Source organism: Azovibrio restrictus DSM 23866, assembly GCF_000429665.1.
Taxonomy (GTDB): Bacteria; Pseudomonadota; Gammaproteobacteria; order Burkholderiales; family Rhodocyclaceae; genus Azovibrio; species Azovibrio restrictus.
Genome location: NZ_AUCH01000008.1, coordinates 140624 through 159487, shown reverse-complemented (window position 1 = coordinate 159487; position 18864 = coordinate 140624). Strand labels below are relative to the sequence as shown.

The following is an 18864-nucleotide window of genomic DNA, read 5'->3' as shown; positions in this document are numbered from 1 at the left end:
TCAGAAACAACGGCCGGTCTTGGCTTCCACCATGATCGGCCAGAGATAATCAAAGGCCTGCCCTTCGCAGGAGGCCGGACATTTGTTGAAGGCGATGGTGACCCGGGGGCCCTGTTCCCACATGCGCACGGTACAGCCGGAACCATCGGCCGCCTCAAGGAGCACGTTGGGCAGCTTCGCCACCTGCCTGAACTGCTTCAGGTTGAAGCGGCAGGCACCCCGCTTGGGGATATCCACCCGGGCGTCGAAGGTCTTCACGTCGGCCTCCTTGACCTGCAGGTTCAGGCTGGTGCGCGTGCCCACGGCGTCCCTGTGGGTGCACCTGGACTTCACGTTCAAGGGCCGGGTCGGCTGGGGCTTGATGTTGCGCCCCTTCAAATGTTTGAGGGGCTGGGATTCCATCCGCTCCTCCCTGGGAGCTGGCTGCTCCGGCGCCGCTTCCGAGCTGGCCGGCTCCGGCGGCACCTGGGCGCAAGCGCCCAGAAGCAGGAGCAGGACCACCGCCAATGGCTTGCGCATCGGGATTACTCCAGGCCTGCCGGGGTACGCCGGTGCCAGTCCGTGGCCTGCTGATAGCCGTGGGCCACATTGAGGAGCCGGGCTTCATCGAAATAGTTGCCGATCAGCTGCATGCCGATGGGCAGCCCCTGGCCGTCAAAGCCGCAGGGCAGGGACATGCCGGGCAGGCCGGCCAGATTCACGGCAATGGTGTAGATGTCGGAGAGGTACATCTGCACCGGATCCGCCGCCTTTTCCCCCCGCTTGAAGGCGGTGGAAGGACTGGTGGGCCCGAGGATCACGTCACACTCTTTGAAGGCCTCGACAAAATCGTTGGCGATCAGGCGGCGGATGCGCTGGGCCTGCAGGTAGTAGGCGTCGTAATAACCGTGGGAGAGCACGTAGGTGCCGATCAGGATGCGCCGCTTCACCTCGGCGCCGAAACCCTGAGCCCGGGTCTTGCTGTACATGTCGTTCAGGTCGCTGTACTCGGGGGCACGGTAGCCATAGCGCACCCCGTCGAAGCGGGACAGGTTGGAGCTGGCCTCGGCCGGGGCGATCACGTAGTAGGCGGGCACGGAGAGATGCGAATTGGGCAGGCTCACTTCCACCACCTCGGCCCCCAGGCGCTGGTATTCGCCGATGGCGGCCTGGACAGCGGCCATCACCTCGGCGCCGCAGCCCTCGCCAAAGAACTCCTTGGGCAGGCCGATCTTCAAACCCTTCAGAGGCTGGCCCAGGCAGCGGCTGTAATCCTCGGCGGGGCGCTCCAGGCTGGTGGAGTCCTTCTCGTCGAAGCCAGCCATGGCGCTCAGCATCAGGGCGCAATCCTCGGCAGAACGGGCCATGGGGCCCGCCTGGTCCAGGGAGGAGGCAAAGGCGATCATGCCGTAGCGGGACACCACCCCATAGGTCGGCTTGAGACCGGTGAGGTTGCACAGGGCGGCCGGCTGGCGGATGGAGCCGCCCGTATCGGTACCCGTGGCCACCGGCGCCAGGGCCGCTGCCACGGCAGCAGCAGAGCCGCCGGAGGAGCCGCCAGGAACCCGGGTCTGGTCCCAGGGGTTCCGCACCGGGCCAAACCAGGAGGTCTCGTTGGAGGAACCCATGGCGAATTCATCCATGTTCACCTTGCCCAGGGAGACCATGCCGGCTTCCTGCTCCAGCTTGACGATCACCGTGGCGTCGTAGGGGGAGATGAAGTTCTCCAGCATCTTCGAGCCGCAGGTGGTGCGCCAGCCCTGGGCACAGAAGATGTCCTTCTGGGCAATGGGAATACCGGTGAGGGGCCCGGCCTGGCCGGCGGCGATGCGTGCATCGGCGGCCCGGGCAGCCGCGAGGCTACGATCCTCGTCCAGGGTGACGAAGGCATTGAGGGAGGGATTGAGGCGGGCGATGCGGTCCAGGTAGAGCCGGGTCAGCTCGACGCTGGAAATGGACTTGGCGGCCAGGGCCGCAGCGAGTTCTTTGAGACTGGCGTGAATCATGGTCCTGGGGCAGCCCGGAGGCTGCCGCTCCTCTTCATTCAGTGATTATTCGATGACCTTGGGCACCAGATAGAGCCCGGCTTCGGTCTCGGGTGCCACGGCCTGGAATGCGGCCCGGCGGCTGCCATCCTCATCCAGGTGGGTGACCCGGTCCTCGCGCAGACGCTGGGACAGGTCCTGGGCATGGGCCATGGGCTCCACGCCCGAGGTGTCCACGGCCTGCATGGCTTCAATCAGGGAAAAAATCCCGTTCAGGTGGTTGCGGGAGGTCTCCGCCTCGGCCTCGCTGACCTCGATACGGGCCAGATGGGCGATGCGTTGCACCTCGGAAAGACTCAGCGACATGGCGCGCTCCCGGAATGGACTAGCTGGGTGAAAACAGGGCTGGCACAGGGACCTTCCACACCGCTGCTGCAATGCAAAAAGTGTTATGCGCTAAAACGTTATAAGGTATCATAAAAGCTTTATTTGCCGCATCCCCAGCAGGATTTACACAGAATGTTCGGCCTACTCCGCAGCTACTTTTCCAACGATCTCGCCATCGACTTGGGCACCGCCAATACCCTGATCTACGCCCGTGCCCGCGGCATCGTCCTGGACGAACCCTCCGTCGTCGCCATCCGGCTCGAAGGCGGCCCCAACGCCAAGAAAACCATCCAGGCCGTCGGCCGCGAAGCCAAGGAGATGCTGGGCAAGGCGCCCGGCTCCATCACGGTGATCCGGCCCATGAAGGATGGCGTGATCGCCGACTTCACGGTCACCGAACAGATGTTGAAGCAGTTCATCAAGAAGGCCCACGAGTCCAAGCTGTTTTCCCCCAGCCCCCGCATCATCATCTGCGTGCCCTCCGGCTCCACCCAGGTGGAACGCCGCGCCATCCGCGAATCCGCCATCGGCGCCGGGGCCAGCCAGGTGTATCTGATCGAGGAACCCATGGCGGCCGCCATCGGCGCCGGCCTGCCCGTGGCCGATGCCACCGGCTCCATGGTGGTGGACATCGGCGGCGGCACCACCGAGGTGGGCGTGATCTCCCTGGGCGGCATGGTCTATTCCGGTTCCGTGCGGGTCGGCGGCGACAAGCTGGACGAGGCCATCATCAACTACATCAGCCGCAACTACGGCATGCTGATCGGCGAGAACACCGCCGAGAACATCAAGAAGACCATCGGCTCCGCCTTCCCGGGCGCCGAGGTGAAGGAAATGGAAGTCTCCGGCATCAACAAGGCCGAGGGCATCCCGCGCAAGTTCACCATTTCCTCCAATGAAATCCTGGAAGCCCTGACCGACCCCCTGAATCAGGTGGTGTCCGCGGTCAAATCCGCCCTGGAAAAGACCCCGCCGGAACTGGGGGCCGACATCGCCGAGAAGGGCATGGTCCTGACCGGCGGCGGCGCCCTGCTGCGCGACCTGGACCGTCTGCTGATGGAAGAAACCGGCCTGCCGGTGATCGTGGCCGAGGATCCGCTTACCTGCGTGGCCCGGGGTTGCGGCCTGGCCCTGGAAAAGATGGACAAGATCGACTCCATCTTTGCCTCCGAGTAAGTTCATGAAGCGGCACCGGGCGACGGCAGCACTGTCCGCCCGGCAGCTTTCCGTTTACAGCCGACCGGATTGAGACATCGTGGCCGTCCTCGACCACGCTCCCCCCCCGTTTTTCAAGCGCGGACCAGCCCCCCTGGCGCTGCTGAGCTTCTACGTCGCCTTTTCCATCGCCCTGTTCGTCCTGGACCTGCGCTTCCACGCCCTGGATATCGTGCGCCAGGCCATTTCCCTGAGCACCGACCCCCTGCAGCGCCTGGCCCAGGCGCCGGTACGGATGCTCACCGAAGGGTCCGACTACTTCCTCACCCTGGAAAGCGTGCAGGAGGAGAACCGTTCCCTGCAGGCAGCCCAGCTGGCCGCCGCCCCAACCCTGCTGCGCCTGGAACAGCTGGAGGCCGAGAACGAGCGCCTGCGCCAGCTGCTGGCCCTGCAGAGCCGGGAAAAGGCCGCCGGCCAGGCCGCCCGTATCCTCTACACCGCCCGGGACCCCTTTGCCCGCCGGGTATATCTGGACAAGGGCCAGCAGCAAGGCCTGATCCCCGGACAGCCAGTCATCGACGAGGGCGGCATCATCGGCCAGATCACCCGGGTGTTCCCCTTCAGCGCCGAGGTCACCCTGGTAACCGACAAGAACCAGGCCGTACCCGTGCAGGTGCAGCGCACGGGACAACGCTCGGTGACCTTCGGCCTGGGCAATGGCCAGGTGGAACTCAAGTACATTCCCGCCAATGCGGACGTGCAGGTGGGCGACATGCTGGTGACCTCCGGCCTGGACGGGGTTTACCTGCCCGGCTTCCCCGTGGCCAAGGTGATCCACGTGGAGCGTGACAGCGCCTATGCCTTTGCGCGCATCATCGCTGCCCCCCTCGCCGCCGTGGAAAGTCATACCGTGGTGATGGTCCTGCACCCCCGTGAGCCCCTGCCCCCCCGGCCCCCGGCACCGGAAGCCGAAAGCGGCAAACCTGCCGCCAAACCCGCCCGCGCCGGAAACTGAGCATGCAAGCCAGCCACAAATCCTCCCGCATCCTGCAGCCAGTCCGCCCCTGGTTCATCGTCCTGAGCCTGTTCCTGGCCCTGCTCCTGAACATGCTGCCCACGCGCCAGTGGCCCGCCATGCCCGACTGGGTGATGCTGGTCCTCTGCTTCTGGAGCGTGCGGGAATGGCGCAAGGTCAGCATGGGCTGGGCCTTCGTCCTGGGGCTGGCCATGGACGTGGCCGACGGGGCCGCCCTGGGACAGCATGCCCTGGCCTACGTGCTGCTCAGCTATGGCGCCACCAGCCTCTCCCGGCGCATGCTCTGGTTCCCCCTCAGCCTCCAGGCCCTGCACGTGCTGCCCCTGTTCGTCCTGGCCCAGGGCATCCAGCTTCTGATCCGCATGATGGCGGGCGGCGATTTCCCGGGCTGGGAATTCCTGCTCTCCCCCCTGGTGACCACCCTGCTCTGGGCCCCCATCACCCTGTTGCTGCTGGCGCCCCAGTACCGGCCCGTGGAGCGGGACGAGAACCGCCCCATCTGAGCGGCTGACTGGCCATGGGCGACTTCCACCACAACGAACAGGATCTGGAGCGCTTTCGCAGCCGCGTCCTGATTGCCGGGGCCGGGGTGCTGCTACTGTTCGCCCTGCTGTTCGCCCGCTTCTTCTACCTGCAGGTGCTGCAGCACGAGTATTACACCACCCGCGCCGAGAGCAACCGCATCTCCCTGGTGCCCATCGTGCCCAACCGGGGCAATATCGTGGACCGCAACGGGGTGATCCTGGCGCGCAACTATTCCGCCTTCACCCTGGAAATCACCCCGGCCAAGACGCTGGGGCTGGAGGAAACCATAGACGGCCTGGCGGAAATCGTGGAAATCCAGGTCAAGGACCGGCGCCGCTTCAAGCGGCTTCTGGAAGAGTCGAAGAATTTCGAGTCCATTCCCATCCGGACCCGCCTCACGGACGAGGAGGTCGCCCGCTTTGCCGCCAACCGCTACCGCTTCCCCGGGGTCGAGGTGAAGGCCCGGCTGTTCCGCCAGTATCCGGAAGGCACCCTGGCGGCCCACGCCATCGGCTACATCAGCCGCATCAATGCCAAGGACGTGGAGTGGATCGAGGAAAACGGCCACACCGCCAATTACAAGGGTTCCGAGCATATCGGCAAGGTCGGGCTGGAGCAGCATTACGAGTTCGAACTGCACGGCACCACCGGCTACGAGCAGGTGGAAGTGGATGCCGGCGGCCGCGCCGTGCGGGTCCTGTCCCACACCCCTCCCATTCCCGGCAACAACCTGACCCTGACCCTGGATACCAAGCTGCAGCAGGTGGCCGAAGCGGCCTTCGGCACCCGCCGGGGCTCCCTGGTGGCCCTGGACCCCAGTAACGGCGCGGTGCTGGCCCTGGTTTCCGCCCCCGCCTTCGACCCCAACCTGTTCGTGGACGGGATCCGTTTCGATGACTGGGACGAGCTCAACAACAACCCCGACAAGCCCATGCTCAACCGGGCCATCTACAGCGCCCACCCCCCGGGTTCCACCTTCAAGCCCCTGATGGCCCTGGCTGCCCTGACCCAGGGCAAGCGCACCACCACCCAGGCCATTGCCGACCCGGGCTATTTCAACTTCGGCAATCACCGTTTCATGGATGACAAGGTGGGCGGCCACGGCATGGTGGACATGTGGAAATCCATCGTCGTCTCCTGCAACACCTACTACTACCAGCTGGCCAACGACATGGGCATCGACAACATCGCCCGCTTCATGGGCAGCCTGGGGCTGGGCAGCCGCACCGAGATCGACATCCCCGGAGAAGCCACCGGCGTGCTGCCCTCGCCGGAGTGGAAGCAGCGCCGCTTCAAGAAGCGGGAGCACCAGAAATGGTATGCCGGGGAAACCATCTCCGTGGGCATCGGCCAGGGCTACAACGCCTACACCACCCTGCAGATGGCCCACGCCCTGGCCAATGTGCTCAACTATGGCCGGGTGTTCCGCCCCCACATCGTGAACACCATCCAGGACCCTTCCAGCGGCGAGGAACGCAAGGTGGAGCCCCAGCCGGTGCGGCAGGTTGCCCTCAAGCCCGAACACGTGGATTTCATCAAGCGGGCCATGGCCGGGGTGAACAAGGAAGGTACCGGCGCCCGGGCCTTTGCCGGTGCCCCCTACGAGTCGGGCGGCAAGACCGGTACCGCCCAGGTCTTCAGCCTCAAGGGCCAGAAATACGTGGCCGGCCAGGTGAAGGAGCGCCTGCGCGATCACTCCTGGTTCGTGGCCTTCGCCCCGGTGGAACAGCCCAGGATCGTGGTGGCGGTGATGGTGGAAAACGGCGGCTTCGGCGCCGCCTCCGCCGCCCCCATCGCCCGCCAGGTGTTCGACTACTACTTGCTCGGCAAACTCCCCGGCGGCCCCGCCCCGGAGGTGGAGGCCCCCGAGGACGGCCCGCAACAAGCCCTGGAGAATGGCCATGGACAGGATTAAACGCTGGGCCCGGCAGATCCTTGCCCATCTGGACATTCCCCTGCTGCTGGTGATCCTGGTACTGATGGTGTTCGGCCTGCTCACCATCTACTCGGCCACGGCCTCCGGAGGCTTCGCCAAGCTGGACAACCAGCTGGTGAACATGGCCGTGGCCCTGGGCATCATGGTGGCCGTTTCCCAGACCCCGCCCCAGAAACTGATGCGCTTTGCCGTGCCCCTCTACCTGACCGGGCTGGTGCTGCTGGTGGGGGTGGCCCTGTTCGGCATCGTGGTCAATGGTTCCCGGCGCTGGCTGTCCCTGGGCTTCGTCCGCATCCAGCCCTCGGAGATCATGAAGATCGCCATGCCCCTGATGCTGGCCTGGTACTTCCACAAGTACGAGTCGGTCTTGAAGCTCAAGCACTTTGCCATCGCCACCGGCATCCTGCTCCTGCCCATCGTCTTCATCCTCAAGCAGCCGGACCTGGGCACCTCGCTCCTGGTGGGAGCGGCCGGCTTCTTCGTGATCTTCCTGGCCGGCCTGCCCTGGAAGATCATGTTCGGCCTGGGCGCCGCTGCTGGCGCCGCCCTGCCCTTTGCCTGGAACATGCTGCACGACTACCAGCGGCGCCGGGTCCTGACCCTGCTGGACCCCAGCTCAGACCCCCTGGGCGCCGGCTACCACATCATCCAGTCCACCATCGCCATCGGCTCCGGCGGCCCCTTCGGCAAGGGCTGGCTGGAAGGCACCCAGACCCACCTGGAATTCATTCCGGAAAAGCATACGGACTTCATCTTCGCCGTCTTTTCCGAGGAGTGGGGACTGCTGGGCAACGGCATCCTGCTGCTCCTGTTCATCCTCCTGATCGGCCGTGGCCTGATGATCGCGGCCGCCGCGCCCACCCTGTTCTCCCGGTTGCTGGCCGGCTCCATCACCCTGGTGCTGTTCATCTACGCCTTCGTGAACATGGGCATGGTTTCCGGTATCCTGCCGGTGGTGGGCGTGCCCCTGCCCTTCATCAGCTACGGCGGCACCGCCCTGGTCACCCTGATGCTGGGGGTGGGCATGCTGATGAGCATCCACACCCACCGGATGCTGGTAAAGAAATGAGCGCTTTCCCCTACCGTCTGGGGGTTCTCCCCCTCCTGCTCCTGCTGGCTGCCTGCGGCAGCACCCCCGAACAGCCCAGCTCGGGCAGCCGTTCCGAGGCCAAGGCCGGCGGCAGCGTCCGGATGGTGCCCGGCAAGCGGGGCGGCGGCTATTACAAGGATGACGGCCCCGCCGACTGGGTGCCCGAGAACCTGGATCAGATTCCCGACGCAGAGCCCCGCTGGGAACCCCTGCACAAGTGGGCCAACCGCCCCTACGTGGTGCTGGGCAAGGAATACGTGCCCCAGACCCAGGTCCGCCCCTTCCGCCAGGAAGGTATCGCCAGCTGGTATGGCAAGAAATTCCATGGGCAGAAGACGTCCACCGGCGAGTCCTACGACATGTTCGCCATGAGCGCCGCCCACCCCACCCTGCCCCTGCCATCCTACGTGCGGGTCACCAACCCCGCCAACGGCAAGGCGGTGGTGCTGCGGGTCAATGACCGGGGCCCCTTCCACGCCGAGCGCATCATCGACCTGTCCTACACCGCGGCCCACAAGCTGGGCTATATCGGCCAGGGCAGCAGCCGGGTGATCGTCGAGAGCATCGTCCCCGGGGAGATGGGTAACACCACCTACGCCGCCGTGACCCCGCCGCCCCGCAGCGCTGAAGCCCCGCGCAACAGCGAAGACATGGACACCATGTTCCGCCGCCTGCTGGAGGAGGAGCGGGAGAGCCCCCCCGCCGCACTGCCGGCCCGGGGCATCTTCCTGCAGCTGGGCGCCTTCGCCAGCGCCGAAAATGCCGAAAATCTCAAGAACCACCTGACCCGGGACCTGGACTGGCTCAGCGATCCCATCCAGATCCACCGGGCCGGCAACATCCACCGCCTGCACCTGGGCCCTTACCCCAGCCGGGCCGAGGCCGAACGCATGGCCCAGCGCATCCGCGTCGCCCTGGGGTACGCCCCCACCATCGTCACCCGCTGACCCCGTCCCGGGCCTTTGACCAAGGTCAAGGCATGGGCGGGGCGCCTGGCTATACTCGCCGCTTCCTCGCGAAGGCACAGCCATGACCCCGGACCTGATCTGTCCCGCCGGCAGCCTGCCGGCCCTGAAGACCGCCATCGACCACGGCGCCGACGCCGTCTACGCCGGCTTCAAGAACGCCACCAATGCCCGCAACTTCGCCGGCCTCAACTTCGACGACAAGGCCCTGGGCAGCGGCATCGAGTACGCCCACCAGCGCGGCCGCCAGGTGCTGATCGCCATCAACACCTTTCCCCAACCCGGACGCATCGCCGAGTGGCACCGGGCCGTGGACGCAGCGGCGGAAATGGGCGTGGACGCGGTGATCCTGGCCGACGTGGGCTTGCTCGCCTACGCCCGGCAGCGGCATCCGGAACTGCGCCTGCATCTCTCGGTGCAGGGCTCCGCCACCAACTACGAAGCCGTGAATTTCTGCCGTCGGGAGTTCGGCATCCGCCGGGTGGTGCTGCCCCGGGTGCTGACCCTGGCCCAGGTGGAGCACGTTATCAACAACACCGAGGTGGAAGTGGAGGTATTCGGTTTCGGCAGCCTCTGCGTCATGAACGAGGGGCGCTGCTGGCTTTCCTCCTACGCCACCGGCGAATCGCCCAACACCGTCGGCGCCTGCTCCCCGGCCAAATATGTGCGCTGGGAAAAGCGTGGCGCCCAGGCCGGTGAAATCGCCGGCGAGCACATGGACGCCCGCCTGAACGGCATCCTCATCGACACTTTCGCGCCCAAGGAATCCGCTGGCTACCCGACCCTGTGCAAGGGCCGCTTCGACGTGCGCGGCGACACCTATTACGCCCTGGAAGAACCCACCAGCCTCAACGTGCTCGAGGTGCTGCCTCAGATCCTCAAGATCGGCGTCGCCGCCATCAAGGTGGAAGGCCGCCAGCGCAGCCCCACCTATGTGGCCCAGGTGACCCGGGCCCTGCGCGCTGCCCTGGACCAGGCCGGCAGCAGCAGCTACCGGGTGAATCCTGCCTGGCAAGCCGATCTGGCCAAGGTTTCGGAAGGCCAGCAGGCCACCCTGGGCGCCTACAACCGACCCTGGCGCTAGAAGCTGCCGCACCATGCTCCCGGCCCCGTTCCGCCCCCGCCGCCCTCTCCGTGTCTGCAGCCACGGCCTGGGCCGCTACCCTGCATTTTTCCGCAAGCGCCTGATATGACCCCCAAACTTTCCCTCGGACCCCTGCTCTGGTTCTGGCCCAAGGCCGAAGTGCTGGAGTTCTACGCCGTCATGGCCGACACCCCGGCCCTGGAGCGGATTTACCTGGGAGAAGTGGTCTGCTCCCGCCGCCAGCAGCTGCGTACCGCCGACTGGCTGGGCCTGGCCAGGGACCTGAGCACTGCCGGCAAGGAAGTGGTGCTGGCCGCCCAGGCCCTGCTGGAATCGGAATCGGACCTGAAAGCCCTGCGCCGCCTGCTGGACGAGGGCCGCCTCACGGTGGAAGCCAACGACCTGGGGGCCGTCAGCCTGGCCCGGGAACGGCAGCTACCCTTCATCTGCGGCCCGCACCTGAACATCTACAACGAAGCCACCCTGGCCTGGTTCGCCAGCCAGGGTGCCGTGGGCTGGGTGCCGCCCCTGGAGGCTTCCCGGGAGATGATCGCCAGCCTGCACCAGAGCCGGCCCGCCGGCCTCGCCACCGAGGTGTTCGCCTTCGGCAAGCTGCCGCTGGCCTTCTCGGCCCGCTGCTTCACTGCCCGCCACTACGACCTGAACAAGGACGACTGCCAGTTCCGCTGCCTGGAACACCCGGAAGGCCTGCTGATGAAGACCCGGGAGGGCCAGCCCTTCCTCACCATCAACGGCATCCAGACCATGTCGGCCCAGACCTACAACCTGCTCGCCCAGGTGCCCGAGTTCGTGGAGCTGGGCATCGAGGCCATCCGCCTCTCGCCCCAGCCAGGGGACATGGGCGCCATCATCGCCGCCTTCGACGCCGCCCGCCGGGGCCAGCCGCCGGCCAGCCAGCCCGACTGGAACAGCCTCGCCGGTGCGGCCGGCTACTGCGACGGCTACTGGCACGGCAAGCCCGGCATCCAGCTTGAAAACCAAGGAATCCAGCCATGACCTTCACCCTGCCGGCCCGGCTTCCGGGCCTGAGACTGCCCGCCGTACCCGAGTTTCACCTGCCCGGCCTGCTCAAGGCCATGAACCAGCGCCTACCCCAATGGCCCCACGCAGTGTCCCTCTGCCTGGCCCTGAACACGGCGGCCAGGCTCGGCGTGCTGCCGGAGGAGGCCCGCAGCCTGTGCGAAGGCCGGACCCTGCTGGTGGCCGTGGAAGATGGCGGCACCGAGGCCCTGTTCACCTGCCGGAACGGCCTGTTCCAGCCCCTCTGGCAGAAGGTCCCGGCGGACGTCTGCTTCCGGGGCGAACTGCACGCCTACCTGAAGCTGCTCACCCGCCAGGAGGACCCGGACACCCTGTTCTTCAACCGCCAGCTCTCCATCGAGGGCGACACGGAACTGGGCCTGGCTATCAAGAACCTCCTGGATGCCATCGACTGGCCGCCCCCGGCCCTGGCCGGGTTCATCGAACGCCTGCGGGGCTTGCGCCCCTGAGGCCAGCCGGCGGCTTCAGGCCGCCGGAGTTTCCCCTTCCACCGGAAGCTCGTCTTCGGGTTCAGGCAGGCGGGCCGCCAGCACCTTATCGATGCGCTTGCCGTCCATGTCCACGATTTCCAGGGACCAGCCGGCCCATTCCACCTTGTCCGCCGTCTGGGGCACCTTGCCCAGGAGCAGCATCAGCATGCCGCTCAGGGTGTGGTAGCGCTGCTTTTCCTCTTCCGGCACATGTTTCAGATCGAGCCGGTCCTTCAGCTCCGGCACCGGGATCAGGCCATCCAGCAGCCAGGAGCCATCCTCCCGCTGCACCGCCCAGGCATCCTCGGCCCGGTTGGGCTTGAATTCGCCGGTGATGGCTTCCATCACGTCCTGCAGGGTGACGATGCCCTGGACCTCGCCGTACTCATCGATGATGAAGGTGAGCTGCACCCCGGAGGCGCGGATGTTCTCCAGCAGCTCCATGCCGGTCAGGCTCTCGGGCAGATAGACCGGGGACTGCAGGCCCTGGGTGAGATCCGGCACCTGACCCCGGAGACTGGCGGTGAGCAGCTGCCGGGCGTTGATCACCCCGAGAATGTTGTCCAGCCCGCCCCGCACCACGGGAAAGCGGGAGCGCTCGGAGGTTTCGATGATGCGCAGGTTCTCATCCCAGGGGGCGTTCACGTCCAGGTACACCAGCTCGCTGCGGGGCACCATCAGGGAGGTGATCTGCCGGTCGTCCAGGCGGAACACGTTGCGCACCATCTGGTGCTCCTGGCGTTCGATGACCCCTGCGTCGGACCCCTCGGCCAGCATGGCGTGGATTTCCTCCTCCGTGACCTTGGGCGCGCCGTTGTCACGCACCCCCATCAGCCGCAGCACCAGGTGGGTGGAACCGGAGAGCAGGCGCACGAAGGGCCGGGAGATGCTGGCCAGCCAAGTCATGGGCCGGGCCACCAGACGGGCAATGCCTTCCGGGCTCAACTGGCCCAGGCGCTTGGGCACCAGCTCCCCGAGCACGATGGAAAAATAGGTGATGGTCAGCACCACCAGGCCGGTGGCCAGGTAGCCGGAGGCATCGCTGTCTACGCCCAGGCCCTGTAGCCAGAGGGCAAAGGGCTGGGCCAGGGCGGCCTCACCGACGATACCGTTGAGGATGCCGATGGAGGTGATGCCGATCTGGATGGTGGAGAGGAAGGCGGTGGGGTCTTCCCCCAGCTTGACGGCAGCCTTGGCCGCCGTGTCGCCCTCATCGATGTATTTCTGCAACCTGGCCTTGCGGGCCGTGACCAGGGCGATTTCGGACATGGCAAACAGGCCATTGAGGATGACCAGGACCAGCAGTAGGGCAACTTCCATTTTTCTGCACGCCCTTGCGCGTGCGGGTGTGAATCAGCGCGTCATTATGGCCGCTGACCTCGCCCCGGGGCCAGATTATTGCTGACAAAAGCTAAATTTTTACCGGCCCCGCCCACAGATGAGGCCGATTAAACTCCGGCCCACTCAGGGGATTCCCTTTTTGCCGCCGCATCGTCAGCCCGGGTACCGCCCGGTCGCGCCGGGCAACTTCGGTTGCCGCTGCAAGGCAGGGCGCCCCGCCAAGAAAACGGCCTGGGCCTTCCGGCGCAGACCGTTTTTTCCTTTTCTGGAGTACTCATGGAATCCGTAGGAACCTGGTGGATGTGGGGGGTATTCGCCCTCATTGTCGTGGTCATGCTGGCCGCGGATCTGTTTCTCTTCAATGGCGGCAAGCAGCACAAGGTATCCCTCAAGGAGGCCGCCGGCTGGTCCGTGGCCTGGGTCAGCGCCGCCCTGCTCTTCAACGCCGGACTGTGGTGGTATCTCAAGGACACGGCCGGCATTGCCATCGCCAACGAAAAGGCCACCCAGTTCCTCACCGGCTACCTGGTGGAGAAATCCCTGGCGGTGGACAACGTCTTCGTCTGGATGATGGTGTTCTCCTTCTTCGCCGTGCCCCTGGAACTGCAGCGCCGGGTGCTGCTGTACGGCATCGTCGGGGCCATCGTCATGCGTACGGTGATGATCTTCACGGGCAGCTGGCTGATCCAGGAATTCCACTGGATCCTCTACCTGTTCGGCGCCTTCCTGATCGTCACCGGCATCAAGATGCTGTGGTTTGCCGAGCATGACCCGGACCTGGGCAAGAACCCCGTGATCCGCTGGGTGCGCAACCACTACCCGATCACGGAAAAGCTCGAAGGGGAGCGCTTCTTCGTGACGCGCGACGGTGTGCGCCATGCCACGCCCTTGCTGCTCGCCCTGGTGCTGGTGGAAATCTCCGACGTGATCTTCGCGGTGGACAGCATTCCCGCCATCTTCGCCATCACCACCGACCCCTTCATCGTGCTCACCTCCAACCTGTTCGCCATCCTCGGCCTGCGCGCCATGTACTTCCTGCTGGCCGACCTGGGCGACCGTTTCGCCCTGCTGAAATACGGCCTGGCCGCGATCCTGCTGTTCATCGGCACCAAGATGCTGATCGTGGAATGGATCAAGATTCCCATCGGCATCTCCCTGGGGGTGATCGCCGCCATCCTCACCCTGTCCGTAGCCCTCAGCCTGCGCCACACGGCGAAGCAGGAGTGAAAAAAAGGGGCGCCACGGCGCCCCTTCCTGATGACACGGATCCGTTACAGGATCAGTCGGCCTTCTTCATGGTATCCAGGCGCAGCTTCACGTAGGCCCCAGGCGCATCATCCAGGGGCTGCAGGGCGCGGGTGCCCGGCTGGCGGGCCGGAACCTGTTCGGCACCACCGGGCAGGGCCGTAACCCACTCATGCCAGTTGGTCCACCAGGAACCGCCATACTGGGTGGCGCCGGCCAGATAGTCTTCCGGACTTTCGGGCAGGGTCTTGGTGTCATTGATCCAGTAGCCATACTTGTTGGCGGCCGGGGGATTGACGATGCCGGCGATGTGGCCGGAGCCGCCCACCACGAAGCGCACCGGACCGGCGGGCAGACGGGCACCCATGTAGGTGCTCTTCCAGGGAGCGATGTGGTCTTCGATGGTGGAGATGAAGTAGCAGGGGGTCTTCACCTTGCGGATGTCGATGGGCACCCCGTCCAGGGTGATGCCGCCCGGCTCCTTCAGCTTGTTGTCCAGATACATGTTGCGCAGGTAGAAGCTGTGCATGGCCGCCGGCATGCGGGTGGAATCACTGTTCCAGTACAGCAGGTCGAAGGGGAAGGGCTGCTTGCCCATCAGGTAGTTGTTCACCACGAAGGACCAGATCAGGTCGTTGGCGCGCAGCAGGTTGAAGGTGGTGGCCATCTCGGAACCTTCCAGATAGCCCCGCTCGTTCATGCGCTCCTCCAGGCCGGCCACGGCACCGCGGTCCAGGAAAATGCCCAGCTCGCCGGGCTCGGAGAAGTCCAGCATGGTGGTGAAGAAGGTGGCGGAAGCAACCCGGTTGTCCTTCTTGGCGGCCATGTAGGCCAGGGTGCTCATGAGCAGGGTGCCGCCCAGGCAGTAGCCGGCCATGTTCAGCTGCTTCTCGCCCGTGTCTTCCAACACCTTGTCGATGGCGGTCAGGGAGCCTTCCAGCAGATAGTCCTCGAAGCTCTTGTGGGCCAGCTTCTCGTCCGGGTTCACCCAGGACATGATGTAGGTGGTGTGGCCCTGGTCGGTGGCCCACTTGACCATGGAGTTCTTCTCGCGCAGGTCCAGGATGTAGTACTTGTTGATCCAGGGCGGCACGATCAGGAAGGGTTTCTTGTACTGCTTTTCCGTGGTGGGGCTGTACTGGATCAGCTGGAACAGGTCATTCTGGAACACCACCTTGCCGGGCGTGGTAGCCACATTCTTGCCCAGTTCGAAGGCATTGGTGTCGGTCATGCGGATGCGCAGCTGACCTTCGCCGGCTTCCATGTCCTGGAGCAGGTTGTCCAGGCCCTTGATCAGGTTCTGGCCGTGGGACTTCACGGTTTCCCGGAACACTTCGGGATTGGTAAGGGCAAAGTTGGAGGGGGACAGGGCATCGATGTACTGGCGGGTGAAGAAATTCACCTTCTGCTGGGTGGCTTCATCCAGGCCATCCACACAGCAGACCGTGTCATGCAGGTGCCGGGCGGTGATCAGGTAGGACTGCTTCATGAAGTCGAACAGGAAGTGCTGTTCCCATTCCTCGTCCTTGAAGCGCTTGTCATCCTTACGGGGCGCCGCCACCGGCTGGATGGGCATGCCCAGCATCTTCAGCGTGGTGTGCTGCCACAGGGAGAAGTAGTCCCACATCATGTTCATCTGGGTCTGGGCCAGCTTGTAGGGGTTGGCCAGCAGGCGCGACGACATGTCCATGAAAGCCCGGGCCACGCCCAGCTCGTCGTTGGGAGCGGCAATGCCGTCCTTGGCCTTCTTCTCCATGAAATGGGTGAGGATGCGCGAAGCCCGCTGGGCCACTTCGGCGTAGGTCTTGGCCATTTCTGCGGGATTGGGCAGGGTTTGATCCTGTTCTGCGTTCTGTTGGGACATGGGTTGGAGCTCCTGGTTGGCGGGTCAGACCCGCAGGTAAAGGATTTTGCCGTCGGCACCGGTACTGCGCTGCAGCCGGCCGGCCTTTTCCAGATGATTGAGATGGGCGATGGCCTCGCCCATGGCAAACATGGTTTGATGGGTATCCAGGGGGCGGGGAAACAGGGTGCTCAGCAGATCCCCGGCGCTCCTGGGAACAGCGCAGTTCTCTTCCAGCAGACACAGCCGCGTCTCATGATGTTCCAGCAGCTCCGCCACCCGCTGCCCCAGGCCCCGGAAGGGCAGGCCATGGGAGGGCAGGATCAGCGCCGGCTCCGGCACCTGGGCCTGCAGGCGCTGCAGGGAAGCCAGATACAGCCCCAGCACATCGGCCGTCGGATTCACGGCAAAGACGCTGACATTGGTGCTTATCTTGGGCAGCAGCATGTCGCCGGAAATTAACACGCCCTGTTCCGCACAGTAAAGGGAAGCATGTTCGGGGGAATGGCCCTGGCCGCAGATGATGCGCCAGGAGCGTCCGCCCAGGGACAGGAGCTCCCCTTCCAGCAGCCGTTCATAGGTGACGGGCAGCCCCTCCACGCCCTTGCGGTAAGCATTGCCCCGTTCCGCCAGGGCCGCCAGCCCCGCCGCCCCCAGCCCGTGGCTGCGGAACTGTTCCAGCATGGGTTGCGGGCCGTGGCCCCCGACTTCATGCCACATGGCATGGGCCGTCAGGTATTCCCCGGCGGTCATGTAGAGCGGCACCCCGGTCCGCTCCTGCAGCCAGCGGGCCAGGCCCAGATGGTCGGGATGAAAATGGGTGGCGATGATGCGGGTCAGGGGTGCGTCCAGCGTCGCCAGTATCCCTTCCCAGGTCTGCTTCACCTCGGGCAGGGCATAGCCGGTATCCACCAGGGCCCAGCCGGGACCGTCCCGCAGCAGCCAGAGATTGATGTGATCCAGGGCAAAGGGCAGCGGCATGCGCAGCCAGCGGATATCCTCATCCAGCTCCAGCCAGGTGGCGGGCGGAGGTGGCGCGGCAAAAGGAAAGACCAGGGGCAAAGAAGGGTTCATGCAGCACAGTACGCGTAAAATCCCGGTCAACTTACCACAGGCCCGGGAAGGAATAATGACACCACCCTTACAAGCCCGTTTCCCGCATCTGCCCGCCCGGGTACAACTGGTGGAGGTTTCGCCCCGGGATGGCCTGCAGAACATCGCCCAGGCCATTCCCACCAGCACCAAGGTGGAACTCATAGAACGGCTGGCGGACGCGGGGCTCACCCGCATCGAGGCCGCCGCCTTCGTTTCTCCCCGCTGGGTGCCGCAGATGGCCGACGGAGCCGCCGTGCTGCAGGGTCTGCGGCCCCGGCCCGGGGTGCGTTACCCGGTGCTGGTCCCCAACCTGAAGGGCTTCGACACGGCCCTGGAAGCCGGCGCCACGGAGGTGGCCATCTTTACCGCAGCTTCGGAGGAATTCAGCCGCAGGAATACCAACGCCTCCATCCGCGAAAGCCTGAAACGCCTGGCGCCGGTGGCTGCGGCCGCCCAGGCCCTGGAAATTCCGGTACGGGGTTACGTCTCCTGCGTGGCCGGCTGCCCCTATCAGGGGGAAGTGACGCCCGAGACCGTGGCGGCGGTGGCGGGCGAGCTGCTGGAATTGGGCTGCTACGAGATATCCCTGGGCGACACCATAGGGGTGGGCACCCCGGGCAGCATCCTGCCCATGCTGGAAGCCTGCGCCCGGCGGGTGCCGCTCAGCCGCCTGGCCGGCCACTACCACGACACCCGGGGCATGGCCGTCACCAACATCTACGCTTCCCTGGAGTTCGGACTCAGCACCTTCGACACCGCCGTGGCCGGCCTGGGCGGCTGTCCCTACGCCCCCGGCGCGGCGGGCAACGTGGCCACCGAGGACGTGCTCTACCTGCTCCAGGGTCTGGGTGTGGACACCGGGGTGGATATGGCAAAACTGCTGGCCGCCGGCCAGTTCATCACGGCCCAGCTGGGCCGGGAAAGCGCTTCCCGGGTGGCGCGCAGCCAGGCATCAGGGGTGCCGGCATGCCAGTAGCCTCCCCCTGCACCGGCCTGTGCCGCCTGAACCCCGACAACGGCTACTGCCTGGGCTGCTGGCGCAGTCTTGAGGAAATCGCCGCCTGGTCACAAATGGACGACGGCCAGCGCCTTGCGGTGCTGGCCGTCGTGGCCCGGAGACGCGAGGAAGGGGATCCCCGGACCGGCGAGCCCGGCAGCGCTTAGGCCGCCGGACTCCTGGCGCCTATCCCCAAGGGAATCAGCGCTTGCCCTGCCCACCCCGGCGGGAGCCGGCGTGGTGCTCATCGAAAACCTTCTTCTGTTCCGGGGTCAGCACCGCGTAGAAGGTCTTCATGGCTTCCAGGCGCTCGGTCATCAGGGTTTGATGCTGCTTGGACATCTCCAGCATCTTTTCCATGCGCTCGGGAGCGGTGAGCTTGGCCATGGCCTCGGGGTCCGGACGCTTCCAGTCGGCCTTGGGGCCGGCCTTGTCGGTAAAGGCCTTCCAGGCAGGTTCCTGGGCCTCCGTCAGCTTCAGACTCTTGTGCAGCGCATCCTGGCGGGCCTGCATGCGTTCCTTCATGCGCTCGGCCTTGGGGCCGTCATCCCAGCCGTGACCCATGGGACCGCAGTCGCCCTTGTAGGCCAGGGCGGGACCGGCAGCCCCCAGGGTGATAGCGGCTGCGGCGAGGGTCGTTACAATGATCTTGCGGGTGGTGTTCATGGT

The 18864-nt window shown here is 65.5% G+C and carries 19 protein-coding genes; 12 read left to right on the top strand and 7 right to left on the bottom strand.

Features of this window, described 5'->3' with window-relative positions:
* The 3 genes from G474_RS0110100 to gatC are packed head-to-tail and all read right to left on the bottom strand — an operon-like array spanning position 1 to position 2330.
* Positions 1-519, bottom strand: coding sequence for a hypothetical protein (locus G474_RS0110100; RefSeq protein ID WP_026686870.1), 519 nt, complete (start codon positions 517-519; stop codon positions 1-3).
* 5 nt (positions 520-524) lie between these two features.
* A complete protein-coding gene (gene gatA / locus G474_RS0110095; RefSeq protein ID WP_026686869.1) occupies positions 525-1985 on the bottom strand; it encodes an Asp-tRNA(Asn)/Glu-tRNA(Gln) amidotransferase subunit GatA in 1461 nt (486 codons plus the stop codon).
* 45 nt (positions 1986-2030) lie between these two features.
* Positions 2031-2330: an Asp-tRNA(Asn)/Glu-tRNA(Gln) amidotransferase subunit GatC gene (gene gatC, locus G474_RS0110090; protein WP_026686868.1), complete on the bottom strand. Its 300-nt coding sequence runs from the start codon at positions 2328-2330 to the stop codon at positions 2031-2033.
* A gap of 153 nt (positions 2331-2483) precedes the next feature.
* On the opposite strand from gatC, the gene G474_RS0110085 reads away from it, so the two are divergent.
* The 9 genes from G474_RS0110085 (at position 2484) to ubiT (ending at position 11653) form a co-directional block, all read left to right on the top strand.
* Entirely contained in the window at positions 2484-3527 is a 1044-nt protein-coding gene (locus G474_RS0110085) for a rod shape-determining protein (protein WP_026686867.1), read from the top strand.
* 79 nt (positions 3528-3606) lie between these two features.
* Entirely contained in the window at positions 3607-4521 is a 915-nt protein-coding gene (gene mreC / locus G474_RS0110080; protein WP_026686866.1) for a rod shape-determining protein MreC, read from the top strand.
* Positions 4522-4523: 2 nt separating this feature from the next.
* Positions 4524-5045 (top strand): rod shape-determining protein MreD, encoded by a 522-nt coding sequence (gene mreD, locus G474_RS0110075; protein ID WP_026686865.1) that lies wholly within the window; start codon positions 4524-4526, stop codon positions 5043-5045.
* 14 nt (positions 5046-5059) lie between these two features.
* On the top strand, positions 5060-6982 hold the full coding sequence (gene mrdA / locus G474_RS20370; protein ID WP_043463962.1) for a penicillin-binding protein 2: 1923 nt from the start codon (positions 5060-5062) through the stop codon (positions 6980-6982).
* Complete coding sequence (gene rodA / locus G474_RS0110065) at positions 6969-8072, top strand: rod shape-determining protein RodA (protein ID WP_026686864.1); 1104 nt, start codon at positions 6969-6971, stop codon at positions 8070-8072. The genes mrdA and rodA overlap by 14 nt, the downstream gene beginning before the upstream one ends.
* Complete coding sequence (locus tag G474_RS0110060; RefSeq protein WP_026686863.1) at positions 8069-9040, top strand: septal ring lytic transglycosylase RlpA family protein; 972 nt, start codon at positions 8069-8071, stop codon at positions 9038-9040. The genes rodA and G474_RS0110060 overlap by 4 nt, the downstream gene beginning before the upstream one ends.
* Positions 9041-9122: 82 nt before the next feature.
* Entirely contained in the window at positions 9123-10142 is a 1020-nt protein-coding gene (gene ubiU / locus G474_RS0110055; RefSeq protein WP_026686862.1) for a ubiquinone anaerobic biosynthesis protein UbiU, read from the top strand.
* A 105-nt stretch (positions 10143-10247) separates the two neighbouring features.
* Positions 10248-11159: a U32 family peptidase gene (locus G474_RS0110050; protein ID WP_026686861.1), complete on the top strand. Its 912-nt coding sequence runs from the start codon at positions 10248-10250 to the stop codon at positions 11157-11159.
* On the top strand, positions 11156-11653 hold the full coding sequence (gene ubiT / locus G474_RS0110045; protein WP_051282203.1) for a ubiquinone anaerobic biosynthesis accessory factor UbiT: 498 nt from the start codon (positions 11156-11158) through the stop codon (positions 11651-11653). The genes G474_RS0110050 and ubiT overlap by 4 nt, the downstream gene beginning before the upstream one ends.
* Positions 11654-11668: 15 nt before the next feature.
* On the opposite strand, the gene G474_RS0110040 is transcribed toward ubiT, so the two are convergent.
* Positions 11669-12994 (bottom strand): hemolysin family protein, encoded by a 1326-nt coding sequence (locus G474_RS0110040; protein ID WP_026686859.1) that lies wholly within the window; start codon positions 12992-12994, stop codon positions 11669-11671.
* A gap of 297 nt (positions 12995-13291) precedes the next feature.
* Here G474_RS0110040 and G474_RS0110035 point away from each other — a divergent pair, with 297 nt between their 5' ends.
* Entirely contained in the window at positions 13292-14242 is a 951-nt protein-coding gene (locus G474_RS0110035; protein ID WP_026686858.1) for a TerC family protein, read from the top strand.
* Positions 14243-14294: 52 nt separating this feature from the next.
* Here the strand turns inward: G474_RS0110035 and phaC are convergent, their stop codons facing one another.
* The gene (gene phaC, locus G474_RS0110030) at positions 14295-16124 is read right to left on the bottom strand and encodes a class I poly(R)-hydroxyalkanoic acid synthase (protein WP_026686857.1); all 1830 of its coding nucleotides are present in this window, start codon (positions 16122-16124) and stop codon (positions 14295-14297) included.
* Positions 16125-16148: 24 nt separating this feature from the next.
* Positions 16149-17177 (bottom strand): MBL fold metallo-hydrolase, encoded by a 1029-nt coding sequence (locus tag G474_RS0110025; protein ID WP_026686856.1) that lies wholly within the window; start codon positions 17175-17177, stop codon positions 16149-16151.
* 55 nt (positions 17178-17232) lie between these two features.
* Between G474_RS0110025 and G474_RS0110020 the strand changes: the two genes are divergently transcribed.
* Positions 17233-18174: a hydroxymethylglutaryl-CoA lyase gene (locus G474_RS0110020; protein WP_043463959.1), complete on the top strand. Its 942-nt coding sequence runs from the start codon at positions 17233-17235 to the stop codon at positions 18172-18174.
* Positions 18165-18362: a DUF1289 domain-containing protein gene (locus G474_RS0110015; RefSeq protein WP_026686854.1), complete on the top strand. Its 198-nt coding sequence runs from the start codon at positions 18165-18167 to the stop codon at positions 18360-18362. Before G474_RS0110020 ends, G474_RS0110015 begins: the two co-directional genes overlap by 10 nt.
* 34 nt (positions 18363-18396) lie before the next feature.
* Here the strand turns inward: G474_RS0110015 and G474_RS0110010 are convergent, their stop codons facing one another.
* A complete protein-coding gene (locus G474_RS0110010; protein WP_026686853.1) occupies positions 18397-18861 on the bottom strand; it encodes a Spy/CpxP family protein refolding chaperone in 465 nt (154 codons plus the stop codon).
* Positions 18862-18864 lie beyond the last annotated feature (3 nt).